We start from the raw sequence: 13,724 nt of genomic DNA, 5'->3' as shown, positions 1-13,724 counted from the left end.
TGAGCAGGGCGTCCAGGTCATTCGTCACAGATCGATCTTGGACGCCCTGTCCGCGTTCCCAAACGCACCGTCAGCATTCGGAATGACTCGTCTAGTTGGCGCGGGGCAGGTCAGTGCCAGGGATGCCCTGCCTTGCCAAGGGTCGGATCCCGCGGGTCGGTGCCGGGGCCGTGTCAGGTCAGGCAGCGAAGGCTTCGCCCTGTTCCTCGAGGCGGGCGAGGAGTTGGGGGTGGTGGAGGGTGGAGACCGGGGCGAGGAGGTCGGGGTGACGGAGCAGAGCCGCTGCCCGCCGGTCGCCGTCGTCGGGGGCGACCAGGCGGCGGAACTCCGGGGGCGTGGAGGCCGGTTCGGTCGCCTCGGTGAGCGCGTCCACCGCGCGCCCGGCCAGTTCGGGGTCGATGAGCAGGCAGGCGGCCCAACTCAGCACGACCTCGTCCACCCAGGTGCGCCAGGCGTACGCGTCCGGGTCGTCGGTGTCGACGCCGTCCGCGCCGGCGATCCAGTCCAGACGGGCCGAGCCTCCGGGGCCGGCCATCATCACCAGCGCGGCGTCCATCGGCGTCGGGTAGCGCAGCCGCGCCGCGACCGTCACCGCCTGGCGCGCCTGCACCTCGCACAGGGCGCAGGCCAGCGCGCCGCCGGACGCCGGGTACGCGCTTGTGAGCCAGTGGGTGGTCGCCGCGATGAGCGGGGAGAGATCTTCGTGCACTGCCAGGCCGTTCGAGCCGTTCACGGACAAAAAGGACTGCGTGAAACGGTAGCCCGCGCCCCGGGCCGAGCAGTATGACCCAGGCCGCCTCCGGGGCGTGGCTTCCGCCACATTCCCCTGCGGCCGTGAGCGGCGGTGCCCGACCGGAGGCGGCCCGGAGGCCGTTGCCCGTACGTACCGGTGCCGGTCAGGCCCCGGCGGAGAAGCGTTCCCAGACGCGGTGGGCGCCCAGAAGGGAGATGATCTCCTCCAGCATGGCGGACGGCCTTGCCCTCGGGCACCGTGGGCGTCGGGCCGTTCCTCCGCTCGTCGGCCGTTCCGCTGCGGGCCGCGGCCGCGTGCTGTCGGGGTACTGGTGGTCGCCCGCCGTGGGTCGCCGCCGAGCGCGTACCGCCCGCGCCATGGGCACCGTCAGGGCCTCCGAGCCGCAACGGGCCTGGGCCGCCCCGATTACAGTGACGCACCGGCAAAAAGGGGAGAGAGCGGTGCGGGTTCGGGCGGGGACGGCTTGGCGGGGTTCGGCCACAGTGGTGGTACTGCTGCTGGCCGGGGCGCTGACGGCGTGTTCGGGGGCGCCGCGGGAGGGTGCGTCCACCGTGCGGGCGACGAACGCGACGGGCGCGACGGACGCGGCCGTCCGCAGCGGGGGCACGATCGGCGCCCGGGGCTCGGTGTGCGAGCTTCCCGTCACCTTCGACGTCGCCGAGGGCTGGGAGGCCGAGGCGGTGGATCCGGCGGCGGCCGGCGACTCCCCCACCGGCAAGGAGGTCGCGGACGCGCTGCTGCGCCAGGGCCCGGTGACCGCCGTGTGCGAGGTCGACGCCAAGCCCGCGGGGAACATCGGCTTCCTCCGCGTGTTCACCGGCTCCCCGGGCGCGGGGGACGCGAACACTGCGCTGCGGGCCTTCGTCGCCGCAGAGGAGGGCGTGAGCGGGGAGACGTACCGCTCGTTCACGACGGGCGGACTCGAAGGCGTCGAAGTCGAGTACCTGCGTACGAGCGAGCTCCTGGACGAGTCGAAGAAGGAACGCGCCCTGGCCGTCGGCACGGCCCAGGGCCCCGTGGTCCTGCACCTCGGCGGCATGGACACCGAGGAACACGAACAGATGCTCTCCGCCTACGAGCTCGCCAGGCGCACTCTGCGCGGCGCCTGAGCCTCCCCCGCGGAGCGACGGGCCCGGCCGGCCGGTCTCCGGAGTACGGCGTCCGGTCGGCGGCTTTGGGAGGGGCCCGTACTCTGGGGGCCGTGCACATCTGTTTCGTCTGCAGCGGGAACATCTGCCGGTCGCCGTCCGCGGCGCTGGTGTTCGCCGAGCGGTTGCGCCGGGCGGGGCTCACGGACGCGGTTCGGGTCAGCAGCGCCGGCATCGGCCCGTGGCACGCCGGGGAGGCCATCGACGAGCGGGCCGGTGAGGTGCTGGTCCGGCACGGCTACCCGGTCCGGCACGTCGCCGCCCAGGTCGGCGCCGAGCACCTGGACGCCGACCTGCTCCTGGCCATGGACCGCGGTCACGAGAAGGCGCTGCGCCGGCTCGTCGACGATCCGTCCCGGGTGCGGCTGCTGCGCTCCTTCGACCCGGACGCGACCGGGGACCTGGACGTGCCCGACCCGTACTACGGCGGCGCGGAGGGGTTCGAGGAGGTGCTGGCCATGATCGAGGCCGCGACCCCGGGCCTGCTCGGCTGGGTGCGCGAGCGCCTGCCCACGTGACCGGGCGACCGCCCTCCGGCTCCGGCTCCGGCTCCGGCTCCGGCTCCGGCTCCGGCTCCGGCTCCGGCTCCGGCTCCGGCTCCGGCGAGGATCCCGCTGCCGCGGCCGCCCGGCTGACCGGGCGTGCGGCGGCCGGCCGCAGCCCGTCGGCGGCGAGCCCCACCGAGGTGACCCTCGACGACGGCGCGGTGGTCGTGGTCAAGGGCGGTGAGGATCCGCAGGCGGTGCGTGCCGAGGCCGCGGGGCTGCGCTGGCTCGCCGAGGCGGGCGCGGTGCGGGTCCCCGCCGTGCACGGCCACGACCGGCGCTGGCTGGTCACCGACCGGGTTCCACCCGGCCGGCCGAGTCCAGGGGCGGCGGCGCGGTTCGGCCGTGACCTCGCCGCCCTGCACGCCGCCGGGGCGCCCGCGTTCGGTGCCGCTCCGCCCGGCGGGCCGCGGGAGGCGTACATCGGACTCGCGCCGATGCGCAACGTTCCCGGCAGCGACTGGCCTGGCTGGTACGCCGAGTACCGGGTGCTCCCCTATCTGCGCCGCGCGGTCGACGACGGCACCCTGCGCCCCGCAGAGGCGGCCGTGTTCGAACGCGTACTGGAACGGCTGCCCGAACTGGCCGGCCCCGCCGAACCGCCCGCGCGACTCCACGGCGACCTGTGGAACGGCAACGTGCTGTGGGGCGCGGACGGCGAGGTCTGGCTGATCGACCCGGCCGCGCACGGCGGGCACCGGGAGACCGACCTGGCGATGCTGCATCTGTTCGGCTGCCCGCACCTGGACCGCGTACTGGACGGATACCAGGAGGTCGCACCGCTCGCCGACGGCTGGGCCGGCCGCGTCGGGCTGCACCAGCTCTTCCCGCTGCTGGTGCACACGGTGCTCTTCGGACGCGGCTACGCCGAACAGGCGGTCGCGGCGGCCCGCGGCGCCGGCCGGTGACCCTACCCGTCGCCCTCCACCAGCCGGGCGAGGTTGTCCAGGGCCATGCGCGTCCCCAACTCGTTGTCCGCGCGCGGCACCTCGTCGGGGATGCCCTCGTGCACGATCACGACCTCCGTCCCGCCGTCCACCTCGGCCAGTGACGTGGTCATCGTCATCGTGCCGTGCAGGGCGTCCTCGTCGGTCTCGAACGCGAGCACCTCGACCACCAGCCGATCGGGTACGAGCCGGGCGAAGTGCCCCCGGTAGGTGTCCGTGCGGGCACCCGACTTGCCCCGGGCGCCCGGCTCGTCGTACGAGAGGGACACCCGGAACGTGCCGCCCTCACGGGCGTCGAACGTGTGGACATGGGCGGTCATGCCGTCGGGGACGCGCCATCCCGCGACCGCGTCCGGGTCGGTGAGGGCCCGGTAGACGGCGGCGGGAGACGCCTGCACCCGCCGTGAAACCCGTGTGGCATACATGGCAGCAACGTACACACGCGGTGCCCGGAGCCGGGACCGAACCGTACGACACCGGACGGACGGTGCCTCACGATTGTCCCGGTTCTGTCACCAAGTGGCCCTGGAGTCCCAGGTGTTGCTCCCGCACATTCACCGCGTGCTAAGAAATACGGCGTCACAGTGGCGCGTAGCGTCCCACGGGGACGCCGCACGCCATGTCGGTCCGGTCCGTGAGGGCCGTAGGGGGAAGGTGTCACCTCAGTGAACCGCATGCGCACGACCGTCGCGGCGCTGGCCGCGGCCGGTGTCGTCACCGCCGCTCAGCTGGGCTTCGCCGCGGCCGCTTCCGCGGCGACCGCCGCACCGCAGAGCTCCGGCTGCCCGATCAACATCGTCTACCCGTCCCGTTTCTACGTGGACCACAACGGGTGGGTGACGAACGGCGGCCTGTACTTCGGCATCAAGAGCAAGACCACGAAGCAGTTCAAGAACGTCACGTTCACGGTCACCAACGTCAAGAACATCCGCTTCGGCACGGCGACGCCGAAGGGCGGCAAGATCAGCCACAGGACCTCGCAGACCGTGTCGGTCCGCACCACGACCTTCAAGGGGAAGGCAAGCCTCGGCTTCAAGGTCCGGACGCACCTGCTGAACACCAGGAGCTACAAGGTGAAGTTCACCCTGCACGGCTCCGGCTGGAACTGCGCCGTCAACCAGGGCACCTGGGGCGCCTGACCTCGCGCGCACCGGACGGCCGGCGACCGTTTCGGTCCCCCGCCACCCTGCGTGCCGATGCCCCCGGCCCCTGCGGCCGGGGGCATCGGCACGCGCGGCCGAGGCGCGGGAGTGCGCGGGACCGTGACGTGCCGGGACCATGATCGGTGCGGCCCGGATACACACGTGACCGCGGGGTACGCTGCGATTGCCGGCCGGTTACGGGCGATGCCATGTGCGCACCGGTGCGCATGGCGGGGAGAAGGGCGGGTGCGGATGGACTGGCGCGAGTTCGCCGAGCAGATGGCCCAGCTGGCCCGGCGCCTGCTGGCCCAGGACTCCGCGCAGGAGACGCTCGACGAGATCGTCCGGGCGGCCGTCGAGCTGATCGACGGGTGCGAGGCCTCCGGGATCCTGGCCCTGCGCAAGGGGCGCGCCGTGACGCTGGCCGCCTGCGGGGACATGGTCCGGGAGTCCGACCGGTTGCAGGGCGAGGTCGGCGAGGGCCCCTGCTTCGACGCGGCCCGCCGCGTCGACGGGGACCGCCTCTTCCGCATCGCCGACCTCACGCAGCCGCAGCCGGCGTGGCCGCGGTACGCGCCGGCCGCCCGCGACCTGGGCATCGGCAGCATGATGGGTTTCCTGCTGTACACCCACGACCAGGACTTCGGCGCGCTCAACCTCTACTCCAGCCGTCCCGGCTCCTTCACCAAGGACAGCGAGACCGCCGGCTGGCTGTTCGCCTCGCACGCCGCCGTCGCCGTGGCGGGTGCCAGAACCGTCGACCAGCTCGAACACGCGCTGGAGACCCGGCACGCCATCGGTGAGGCCATGGGCATCCTGCGGGAGCGCCACGGCATGAGCGAGGAGGACGCCTTCGCCGTCCTGCGCCGCATCTCCCAGCACCACAACGTCAAGATCCGCGACGTCGCGCAGACCATCCGTACCGACGCCTCCAAGCAGAGCTGACACGGGCCGAGCGGGCCGGGACTCCCCTGCGCCGTCCCCCGGCTGGTGGGTGCTGAGCGGCCGGTGGACGGTGTCGCGGTCATATTCGGGGGGCCAGGACCGCCCGTTCGGGTGGCGCCGCCCGCGCGGGCGCCCTCCGCCCGCCCTCGTGACCGAGGGGGTGACTGCCTCTCGCCTCACGCGGCGCGGCAGTGTAGACATGGCTCATGGTCCGACTCCCGGGTCGTACCGGCCCCCGGTCGGCCCGCCGTCTCAGCGGACGGCGTCTCCAGCTCGCGTCCGGCCCGGCCCGGCGGGCGCACGAGCTGGCCGGGCATGGCCGATCGGGCCGGAGCAGACCGTCCGGGCTGCGGTCGCTCGGCGGGCGCAGCGTCGCCGGACAGGTGTTCCTGCTCCAGGTCGCCATCGTGGTGCTGCTGGTCGCGGCGGCCGTGGTGGCGCTGGTGCTTCAGGTGCGGCACGACAGCGGCCAGGAGGCCCGCAACCGCTCGCTCGCCGTCGCCGAGACGTTCGCCAACGCCCCGGGCGTCCGGGAGGCGCTCGCCGCCCCGGACCCGACGGCGGTGCTGCAACCGCGGGCCGAGGCGGCCCGCAAGGAGGCGCACGTCGACTTCCTCGTCGTGATGAACACCAAGGGGATCCGCTACACCCACCCCGAGCCGGACCGCATCGGCAAGAAGTTCGTCGGCGCCCTCCAGCCCGCGCTGGCCGGCGGCACGGTCGTCGAGCAGGTCGACGGGACGCTCGGGCCACTGGTGCAGGCCGTGGTGCCGGTCCAGGCGCCGGACGGCAAGGTGGTGGGCCTGGTGTCGGCCGGCATCACCACCAGGAACGCCGGCGGCCTCGTGGACCGGCAGCTGCCGGTCGTCCTGGGCGCCGCGGCCGTGGCCCTGGCCCTGGCCACGGCGGGGACCGCGCTGGTCACCCGCCGGCTGCTGCGCCAGACCCACGGGCTCGGCCCCCGGGAGATGACCCGGATGTACGAGCACCACGACGCGGTGCTGCACTCCGTCCGGGAGGGCGTGACCATCGTCGGCGACGACGGGAGGCTGCTGCTGGCCAACGACGAGGCGCACCGCCTGCTCGGCCTGCCCGAGGACGCCGAGGGCCGGCATGTGCTCGACCTCGGACTCGCCCCCGAGACCGCCGACCTGCTGGCCTCCGGCCGGATCGCCACCGACGAGGTGCACCTGGTCGGCGACCGGCTGCTGGCGGTCAACCAGCGGCCCACGGACATGGCGGGCGGCCCGTCGGGCACCGTGGCCACGCTGCGCGACTCCACGGAGCTGCGCGCCCTGTCCGGCCGGGCGGAGCAGGCGCGGGAACGCCTCAGCCTGCTCTACGACGCCGGGGTGGGCGTCGGCACGACCCTGGACGTGACCCGGACCGCCGAGGAACTCGTCCGGGTCGCCGTTCCCCGGTTCGCGGACTACGCCACCGTGGACCTGTACGACGCCGTGCTGGACGGCGAGGACCCGGATCCGGGGGCCGCGCTGCGCCGTACGGCCTGCGCCGGGATCCGCGAGAACACACCGCTCTATCCGCTGGGGCAGGAGATCCGCTTCGTCCCCTCCACCCCGCAGGCGCTCGGTCTCAAGGCCCGCCGGCCGGTCCTCGAGCCCCGGCTGGAGGCGGCCCCGGGCTGGCAGGCCCAGGACGCCGAGCGCACCGAGCGGGTGCTGGCGTTCGGCATCCACTCCCTGATCACCGTGCCCGTGCGGGCGGGCAATCTGGTGCTGGGCCTGGTCAGCTTCTGGCGGTCGGAGAAGGACGAGCCCTTCGACTCCGAGGAGCTGGCCCTCGCCGAGGAGCTGGTCGCCCGGGCCGCCGTCTCCATCGACAACGCCCGCCGCTACACCCGCGAGCACGGGCTGGCGGTCACCCTTCAGCGCAGCCTGCTGCCGCGCAGCCTGCCCGAGCAGAACGCGCTGGACGTCGCCTACCGCTATCTGCCCGCGCAGGCGGGCGTGGGCGGGGACTGGTTCGACGTGCTGCCGCTGTCCGGGGCGCGGGTCGCGCTCGTCGTCGGGGACGTGGTCGGCCACGGGCTGCACGCCGCGGCCACGATGGGGCGGCTGCGGACCGCGGTCAGCAACTTCTCCGCCCTGGACCTGCCGCCCGAGGAACTGCTCGGGCTGCTGGACGAGCTGGTCGGCCGTATCGACCAGGACGAGACGGCCGACGGTGCCGGCGCGCCCGTCACCGGCGCGACCTGCCTGTACGCGATCTACGACCCGGTCTCGCGCCGGTGCGCGGTCGCCCGCGCGGGGCATCCGCCGCCCGCCGTGATCGGGCCCGACGGGGACGTGACGTTCCCCGACGTGCCCGCCGGTCCCCCGCTCGGGCTGGGCGGGCTGCCGTTCGAGACGGCGGAGCTGGAGCTGGCGGAGGGCAGCCGGCTGGTCCTGTACACGGACGGGCTCGTGATGGACCGGGAGAGGGACATCGACACGGGCCTCGAGGAGCTGCGCACCGCTCTCGCCTCCGCCGGCGAGTCGCCGGAGGACACGTGCCGGGCCGTCCTGGACGTCCGGCGGCCGTTCCGGCCGGTGGACGACATCGCGCTGCTCGTGGCCCGCACTCGCGCCCTGGGGCCCGGGCAGGTCGCCGAGTGGGACGTGCCCGGGGAGGCGGCGGCCGTCGGGGGCGTGCGCGCGGCGGTGATCCGGCGGCTGGCCGAGTGGGGACTGGACGAGCTGACGTTCACCACCGAGCTGATCCTGAGCGAGCTGGTCACCAACGCGATCCGGTACGGCGCCGAGCCCATCCGGGTCCGGGTGCTGCGTGACCGCGCCCTGATATGCGAGGTCTTCGACAGCAGCAACACCTCCCCGCACCTGCGCTATGCGGCGAGCACGGACGAGGGAGGCCGCGGACTGTTCCTCGTCGCGCAGCTATCCGAGCGGTGGGGCACCCGCTACACGCCCACCGGCAAGGCAATCTGGGCCGAGCAGCCACTGCCCTGAGACGCTTCTCCCACCATCGAGTCTCTTGGAGCCCTTTTGGCGCACGACACCCCCGGCACGACCGCACCGGCCGGCAGGACCGCGCCGCAGGGCGCGGCCCGCCGCAGCGTCCTCGCCCTGGTCGGCGGTTCGCTCGTCGCCCTCCCCCTGCTCGGCGCCCGGGGCGTCGCCGCGGCCCCGGGCCTGGACGCCCCGGCGAAGAAGGAGGTCGCCATGAAGCTGGTGTCGAGTGCGGAGAACTCCACGCTCGACTGGAAGGCCCAGTACGCGTACATCGAGGACCTGGGCGACGGACGGGGCTACACGGCCGGCATCGTCGGCTTCTGCTCCGGCACCGGCGACATGCTCGGCCTGGTGCGGCACTACACCGACCGCAGGCCGCACAACGTACTGGCCGGGTACCTCCCGGCGCTGCGCCAGGTCGATGGCACCGACTCGCACCGGGGACTGGACCCCGGCTTCCCCGAGGACTGGCGCAGGGCGGCGCGGGACACCGCGTTCCAGCGGGCCCAGAACGACGAGCGCGACCGCGTCTACTTCGACCCGGCCGTCGCCCAGGGCAAGGCGGACGGGCTGCGCGCCCTCGGCCAGTTCGCCTACTACGACGCGACCGTGATGCACGGCGGCGGTGGCCTGACCGGTTTCCGCGGCATCCGCGAGCGGGCCTTGCGCACGGCCCTCCCCCCGGCCCGGGGCGGCGACGAGGTGACGTATCTGAACGCGTTCCTCGACGCACGCCTGTGGGCCATGCGGCAGGAGCCGGCCCATCGCGAGACCAGCAGGGTCGACACCGGGCAGCGGGTCTTCCTGCGCCAGGGCAACCTCGATCTGGAACCGCCGCTGGACTGGAAGGTGTACGGGGACGGCTACCACCTCGGCTGACGCCGCGGCGGACCGGGGCCCCGCGCTCGGCGTCAGCCCAGGGCGCGGTCGAGGTTGTAGGCCGCGCTGATCAGGGACAGGTGCGTGAAGGCCTGGGGGAAGTTGCCCTGCTGCTCGCCGGTGGGGCCGATCTCCTCGGCGTACAGGCCGAGGTGGTTGGCGTAGGTGAGCATCTTCTCGAAGGCGAGTCGGGCCTCGTCGAGGCGGCCGGCCCGGGTGAGGGCCTCGACGTACCAGAACGAGCAGATGGAGAACGTGCCCTCGTCGCCGCGCAGCCCGTCGGGGCTGGCCTGTGGGTCGTACCGGTAGACGAGCGAGTCGGAGACCAGGTCGCCGGTCAGCGCGTCGAGGGTGGACAGCCACTTGGGGTCGGTCGGCGCGATGAACTTCGCCAGCGGCATCATCAGCATGGCCGCGTCCAGTACGTCGCCGTCCTCGTGCTGGACGAAGGCCTGCCGCTCGGCGGACCAGCCGCGGTCCATGATGCGGCGGTAGATGGCGTCCCGGCTCTGCCGCCAGTGGGGCAGGTCGGCGGGCAGGCCGCGGCGGTTGGCCAGCCGCATGGCGCGTTCGACGGCCACCCAGCACATCAGGCGCGAGTACAGGAAGTTCTTCCTGCCGCCCCGGGTCTCCCACACCCCCTCGTCGGGCTGGTCCCAGTTCTCGCACACCCATTCCACCAGCGCGGACACGTCGTCCCACTGGGCGCTGGAGATGGGCTGGGCCCACTTGTCGAAGAGGTAGATCGAGTCGATCAGGGCGCCGTAGATGTCGAGCTGGAGCTGGTCGGCGGCGGCGTTGCCGACCCGCACGGGCGCGGAGCCCCGGTGCCCCTCCAGGTGGCCGAGTTCGCGTTCGGGCAGTTCACTGCGGCCGTCGATGCCGTACATGATCTGCAGCGGGCCGGTGGCCTTGCCGTCGCCGGGGCTGATGTGCCGGGTCAGGAAGCGCATGAACGCCTCGGCCTCGCCGGCGAAGCCGAGCCGCAGCAGCGCGTAGACGGCGAACGCGGCGTCGCGCACCCAGACGTAGCGGTAGTCCCAGTTGCGCTCACCGCCGACCCGCTCGGGCAGGCTCGTGGTGGGTGCGGCGACGATGGCGCCGGTCGGGGCGTAGGTGAGCAGTTTGAGGGTGAGGGCGGAGCGGTGGACCATCTCGCGCCAGCGGCCGCGGTAGCGGGACTGCGCGAGCCAGCGGCGCCAGTAGGCGACCGTGGCGCAGAACTGCTCCTCGGCCTCGGCGTGGGCGCACCGCCGTGGGGCCACCTCGCCGCCGACCTGGTCCAGCGCGAAGACGGCCGACTCGCCCTCGGCGAGCTTGAAGTCCGCGCGCAGGTCCGTGCCGTCGCTCTCCAGGGGCACGGTGGACGTCAGGGCGAGGGACAAGGTCGCCGACTCGAACAGGGCCGTGCAGCCCTCCAAGCGGACCGTGTGCGGGTCGGCGCCGTAGTTGAAGCGGGGAGCCACCCGGGCCCGGAACGGCAGGGTGCCGCGTACGCAGAGCACGCGCCGGATGAGCCGGTGCCGTTCGGTCTCGGCGGATCCCTGCCGGTCTCCGGACACCGGCATGAAGTCCTGCACCTCACCGACGCCGTCCTCGGTGAAGAACCGGGTGATCAGCACATTGGTGTCGGGGAAGTAGAACTGCTTGGTGCGCACCGCCTCGGCCGCGGCGAGCTCGAAGCTGCCGCCGCGCTCGGCGTCCAGGATCGCGGCGAAGACGCTCGGGGCGTCGAAGGCGGGGCAGCAGTACCAGTCGATCGTGCCGTCGGTGCCGACGAGGGCGACACTGCGCAGGTCGCCGATCAGGCCGTGGTCGGCGATCGGAACGTAGCGGGGTGGGCCCGTCTCGGGCCCTCGGCTTCGGGTGTCGGCCATCGCGGCTTCCTCCTGTCCCCCTCGCATTCCCCCTCGCACGGAGCGGTACTCGCGGCTCCCGCGATTCCTCCAGCTTAGGAGCGGTCTTCCGGATGCAGGGCGCCGTCCGACGGGCAATCGTGGGAGGAGGTCCCGCTCCCGCAGCACGAGGGCCGCAGTCCGGACCCGGGCGGGGACCCAGCCGGACCCGAGGAGGACACATGTCGACGTCACAACCCGATGCATCCCGCGAGCCCGGGGAGCGCTGCACCCCGGACGACGTGCTCCACGCCCGTACCGGCACCGACGTCTCGCCCGAGGACGTGGTGCTGGCCGCGGGCCGCGACATCACCCCGCGCAACCTGGAGTGGGCCAAGCGCAAGATCGAGACGGAGGGCCCGGCCGCCCTGGACAAGCTGCTGCCTTAGGGGCTTTCGTGTGGATCAGGCCGGCCCGCGAGCCCGGCCTGATCCACACGAGAGGCCGTAGGTCTTCCGGGCCGTGTGCGAGGGATCGGAGCCCTGTCGTTCCGGTCCCTTTCGTTCGTCCCTTTCGCTTGCGGGCGTCGCTCTGCGAGACTCCGGGGCGTGCCCGACTTCGACATGATCGTCATAGGATCCGGACCGGGCGGCCAGAAGGCCGCCATCGCCGCGGCCAAGCTGGGCCGCCGGGTCGCTGTCGTCGACAGACCCGACATGGTCGGCGGGGTCTCGATCCACACCGGAACCATTCCCTCCAAGACCCTGCGCGAGGCGGTGGTCTACCTCACCGGACTCACCCAGCGCGATCTGTACGGTCAGAGCTACCGGCTGAAGGAGGACATCACCGTCGCCGACCTGACCGCACGCACCCAGCACGTGGTGGGCCTCGAGGTCGACGTCATCCGCAGCCAGCTCTCCCGCAACCATGTGGCCCTGCTCGCCGGGACCGGCCGCTTCGTCGACGAGCACACCGTCGCGCTGCGCGAAGTGAACGGCGAGGAAAGGCTGTTGACCGCCGAACACATCGTCATCGCGACCGGTACGCGGCCGGCCCGTCCGGACAGCGTGGAGTTCGACGGACGCACCATCATGGACTCCGACAACGTGCTCACACTGGAGCGGGTGCCACGGTCGATGGTCATCGTCGGCGCGGGGGTCATCGGGATGGAGTACGCCTCCATGTTCGCCGCGCTCGGCAGCAGGGTGACCGTCGTCGAACGGCGGCCGGGCATGCTCGACATGTGCGACGTCGAGATCGTGGAGTCGCTCCGCTACCACCTGCGGGACCTCGCCGTCACCTTCCGCTTCGGAGAGACGGTGGCCGCCGTGGAGCGGCACGAGAACGGCACGCTCACCGTGCTGGAGAGCGGCAAGAAGATACCGGCCGACGCGGTGATGTACTCGGCGGGCCGGCAGGGCCTCACCGACGGACTCGACCTGGAGAAGGCCGGGTTGAGCGCCGACGCGCGCGGCCGGATCGCGGTCGACGAGCACTACCGCACGCAGGTGCCGCACATCTACGCGGTCGGTGACGTGATCGGCTTCCCCGCGCTCGCGGCGACCTCGATGGAACAGGGGCGGGCGGCGGCGTACCACGCCTGCGGGGAGCCGGTCGGCAGGATGAGCGACCTTCAGCCGATCGGCATTTATACAATCCCGGAGATCAGCTTCGTGGGGCGGACCGAGGACCAGCTCACCGAGGACCGGGTGCCGTTCGAGGTGGGCGTCTCCCGTTACCGGGAGCTGGCCCGCGGGCAGATCATCGGTGACTCGCACGGCATGCTGAAGCTGCTGGTCTCGCCGGAGGACCGCACGCTGCTCGGGGTGCACTGCTTCGGCGCCGGGGCCACCGAACTCATCCACATCGGGCAGACGGTGATGGGCTGCGGCGGCACCGTGGACTACCTCGTCGACGCGGTGTTCAACTACCCGACGCTCGCGGAGTCGTACAAGGTGGCCGCCCTGGACGCGACGAACAAGCTGCGGCAGATCGACCGGATCGGGGGCTGACCCCGGGGCCGGGTCAGGGCTGGGTGCCGTCGTCCGGCAGCGTGTCGTCGTGGACGATGTGGACGGCGGCCTCCTCGGCTCCGGCGGCTCCCGCGTCGATGCCCATGTCGGCGGCGACCTCCTCCTTGGTGGTGTCGCCGCGGACACCCTCGTCCGGGGCGACGAGGCGGCCGGCGCGATCCCCGCCCGCCTCGGGGTCGACCGGTTCGCCCTCACCGCCGGGCAGGTCGCCCACACCGTCGCCCTCGGGCCCGGCCTCATCGGGCCGCTCCTGCGCCAGCCGCTGGTCGAGGCTCTCGCCCTCGCGCTGTTCGGCGGCCGTCGTGCCGAACTTGGTGACGCCCAGCGGCTTCTCCGGCGGGGAGTAGCCCTCGTCGAGAACGTCGTCGTAGGTCCGCTCCCCCACCGCGTTCTCCATGTCCGGCGGCGCGGCGTCTCCCTGTTCCTCGCTGTCCCCGGTGGGCTGGTAGACGTCTTCTGCCATCGGATCGGTGCTCACGGGTTCCTCCCTGGCGGGCCTTGCGGCGTGACCTGATCCGCGTTTCCCG

13 protein-coding genes are annotated in these 13,724 nt (G+C 73.0%); 9 read left to right on the top strand and 4 right to left on the bottom strand.

The window, feature by feature from the left end:
- Positions 1-178: 178 nt before the first annotated feature.
- Entirely contained in the window at positions 179-709 is a 531-nt protein-coding gene (locus ACWEK3_RS28395) for a hypothetical protein (protein WP_450546853.1), read from the bottom strand.
- Between the two features lie 527 nt (positions 710-1,236).
- Between ACWEK3_RS28395 and ACWEK3_RS28390 the strand changes: the two genes are divergently transcribed.
- The 3 genes from ACWEK3_RS28390 to ACWEK3_RS28380 all read left to right on the top strand — a co-directional run bounded on the left by ACWEK3_RS28390 (position 1,237) and on the right by ACWEK3_RS28380 (position 3,355).
- Positions 1,237-1,863, top strand: coding sequence for a lipoprotein (locus ACWEK3_RS28390; protein ID WP_450546850.1), 627 nt, complete (start codon positions 1,237-1,239; stop codon positions 1,861-1,863).
- Between the two features lie 92 nt (positions 1,864-1,955).
- On the top strand, positions 1,956-2,420 hold the full coding sequence (locus ACWEK3_RS28385; protein WP_450546851.1) for a low molecular weight protein-tyrosine-phosphatase: 465 nt from the start codon (positions 1,956-1,958) through the stop codon (positions 2,418-2,420).
- A gap of 113 nt (positions 2,421-2,533) precedes the next feature.
- Positions 2,534-3,355 carry a fructosamine kinase family protein gene (locus ACWEK3_RS28380; protein WP_453250912.1) on the top strand — a complete coding sequence of 274 codons (822 nt, stop codon included), beginning with the start codon at positions 2,534-2,536 and terminating at the stop codon, positions 3,353-3,355.
- A 2-nt stretch (positions 3,356-3,357) separates the two neighbouring features.
- Here ACWEK3_RS28380 and ACWEK3_RS28375 read toward each other — a convergent pair whose 3' ends face one another.
- Positions 3,358-3,819 (bottom strand): SRPBCC family protein, encoded by a 462-nt coding sequence (locus ACWEK3_RS28375; protein ID WP_453250909.1) that lies wholly within the window; start codon positions 3,817-3,819, stop codon positions 3,358-3,360.
- Between the two features lie 249 nt (positions 3,820-4,068).
- On the opposite strand from ACWEK3_RS28375, the gene ACWEK3_RS28370 reads away from it, so the two are divergent.
- The 4 genes from ACWEK3_RS28370 to ACWEK3_RS28355 all read left to right on the top strand — a co-directional run bounded on the left by ACWEK3_RS28370 (position 4,069) and on the right by ACWEK3_RS28355 (position 9,329).
- Positions 4,069-4,533, top strand: a complete 465-nt coding sequence (locus ACWEK3_RS28370; RefSeq protein ID WP_450547789.1) for a hypothetical protein — start codon at positions 4,069-4,071, stop codon at positions 4,531-4,533.
- Positions 4,534-4,788: 255 nt separating this feature from the next.
- A complete protein-coding gene (locus tag ACWEK3_RS28365) occupies positions 4,789-5,481 on the top strand; it encodes a GAF and ANTAR domain-containing protein (protein WP_450538668.1) in 693 nt (230 codons plus the stop codon).
- A 206-nt stretch (positions 5,482-5,687) separates the two neighbouring features.
- On the top strand, positions 5,688-8,447 hold the full coding sequence (locus ACWEK3_RS28360) for a SpoIIE family protein phosphatase (RefSeq protein ID WP_453250908.1): 2,760 nt from the start codon (positions 5,688-5,690) through the stop codon (positions 8,445-8,447).
- A gap of 117 nt (positions 8,448-8,564) precedes the next feature.
- A complete protein-coding gene (locus ACWEK3_RS28355; protein WP_453250911.1) occupies positions 8,565-9,329 on the top strand; it encodes a chitosanase in 765 nt (254 codons plus the stop codon).
- Between the two features lie 32 nt (positions 9,330-9,361).
- On the opposite strand, the gene ACWEK3_RS28350 is transcribed toward ACWEK3_RS28355, so the two are convergent.
- Positions 9,362-11,206, bottom strand: coding sequence for a glycoside hydrolase family 15 protein (locus ACWEK3_RS28350; protein ID WP_450538649.1), 1,845 nt, complete (start codon positions 11,204-11,206; stop codon positions 9,362-9,364).
- 200 nt (positions 11,207-11,406) lie between these two features.
- Here ACWEK3_RS28350 and ACWEK3_RS28345 point away from each other — a divergent pair, with 200 nt between their 5' ends.
- The gene (locus tag ACWEK3_RS28345; protein WP_141355358.1) at positions 11,407-11,613 is read left to right on the top strand and encodes a hypothetical protein; all 207 of its coding nucleotides are present in this window, start codon (positions 11,407-11,409) and stop codon (positions 11,611-11,613) included.
- 159 nt (positions 11,614-11,772) lie between these two features.
- A complete protein-coding gene (gene sthA / locus ACWEK3_RS28340; RefSeq protein WP_453250907.1) occupies positions 11,773-13,176 on the top strand; it encodes a Si-specific NAD(P)(+) transhydrogenase in 1,404 nt (467 codons plus the stop codon).
- A gap of 13 nt (positions 13,177-13,189) precedes the next feature.
- Here the strand turns inward: sthA and ACWEK3_RS28335 are convergent, their stop codons facing one another.
- A complete protein-coding gene (locus tag ACWEK3_RS28335; RefSeq protein ID WP_450538645.1) occupies positions 13,190-13,675 on the bottom strand; it encodes a DUF5709 domain-containing protein in 486 nt (161 codons plus the stop codon).
- Between the last annotated feature and the right edge of the window lie 49 nt (positions 13,676-13,724).

Source organism: Streptomyces sp. NPDC004721 (assembly GCF_053601495.1).
The sequence above is the reverse complement of the archived record's forward strand: the minus strand, read 5'-3'. Positions and strand labels throughout refer to the sequence as shown.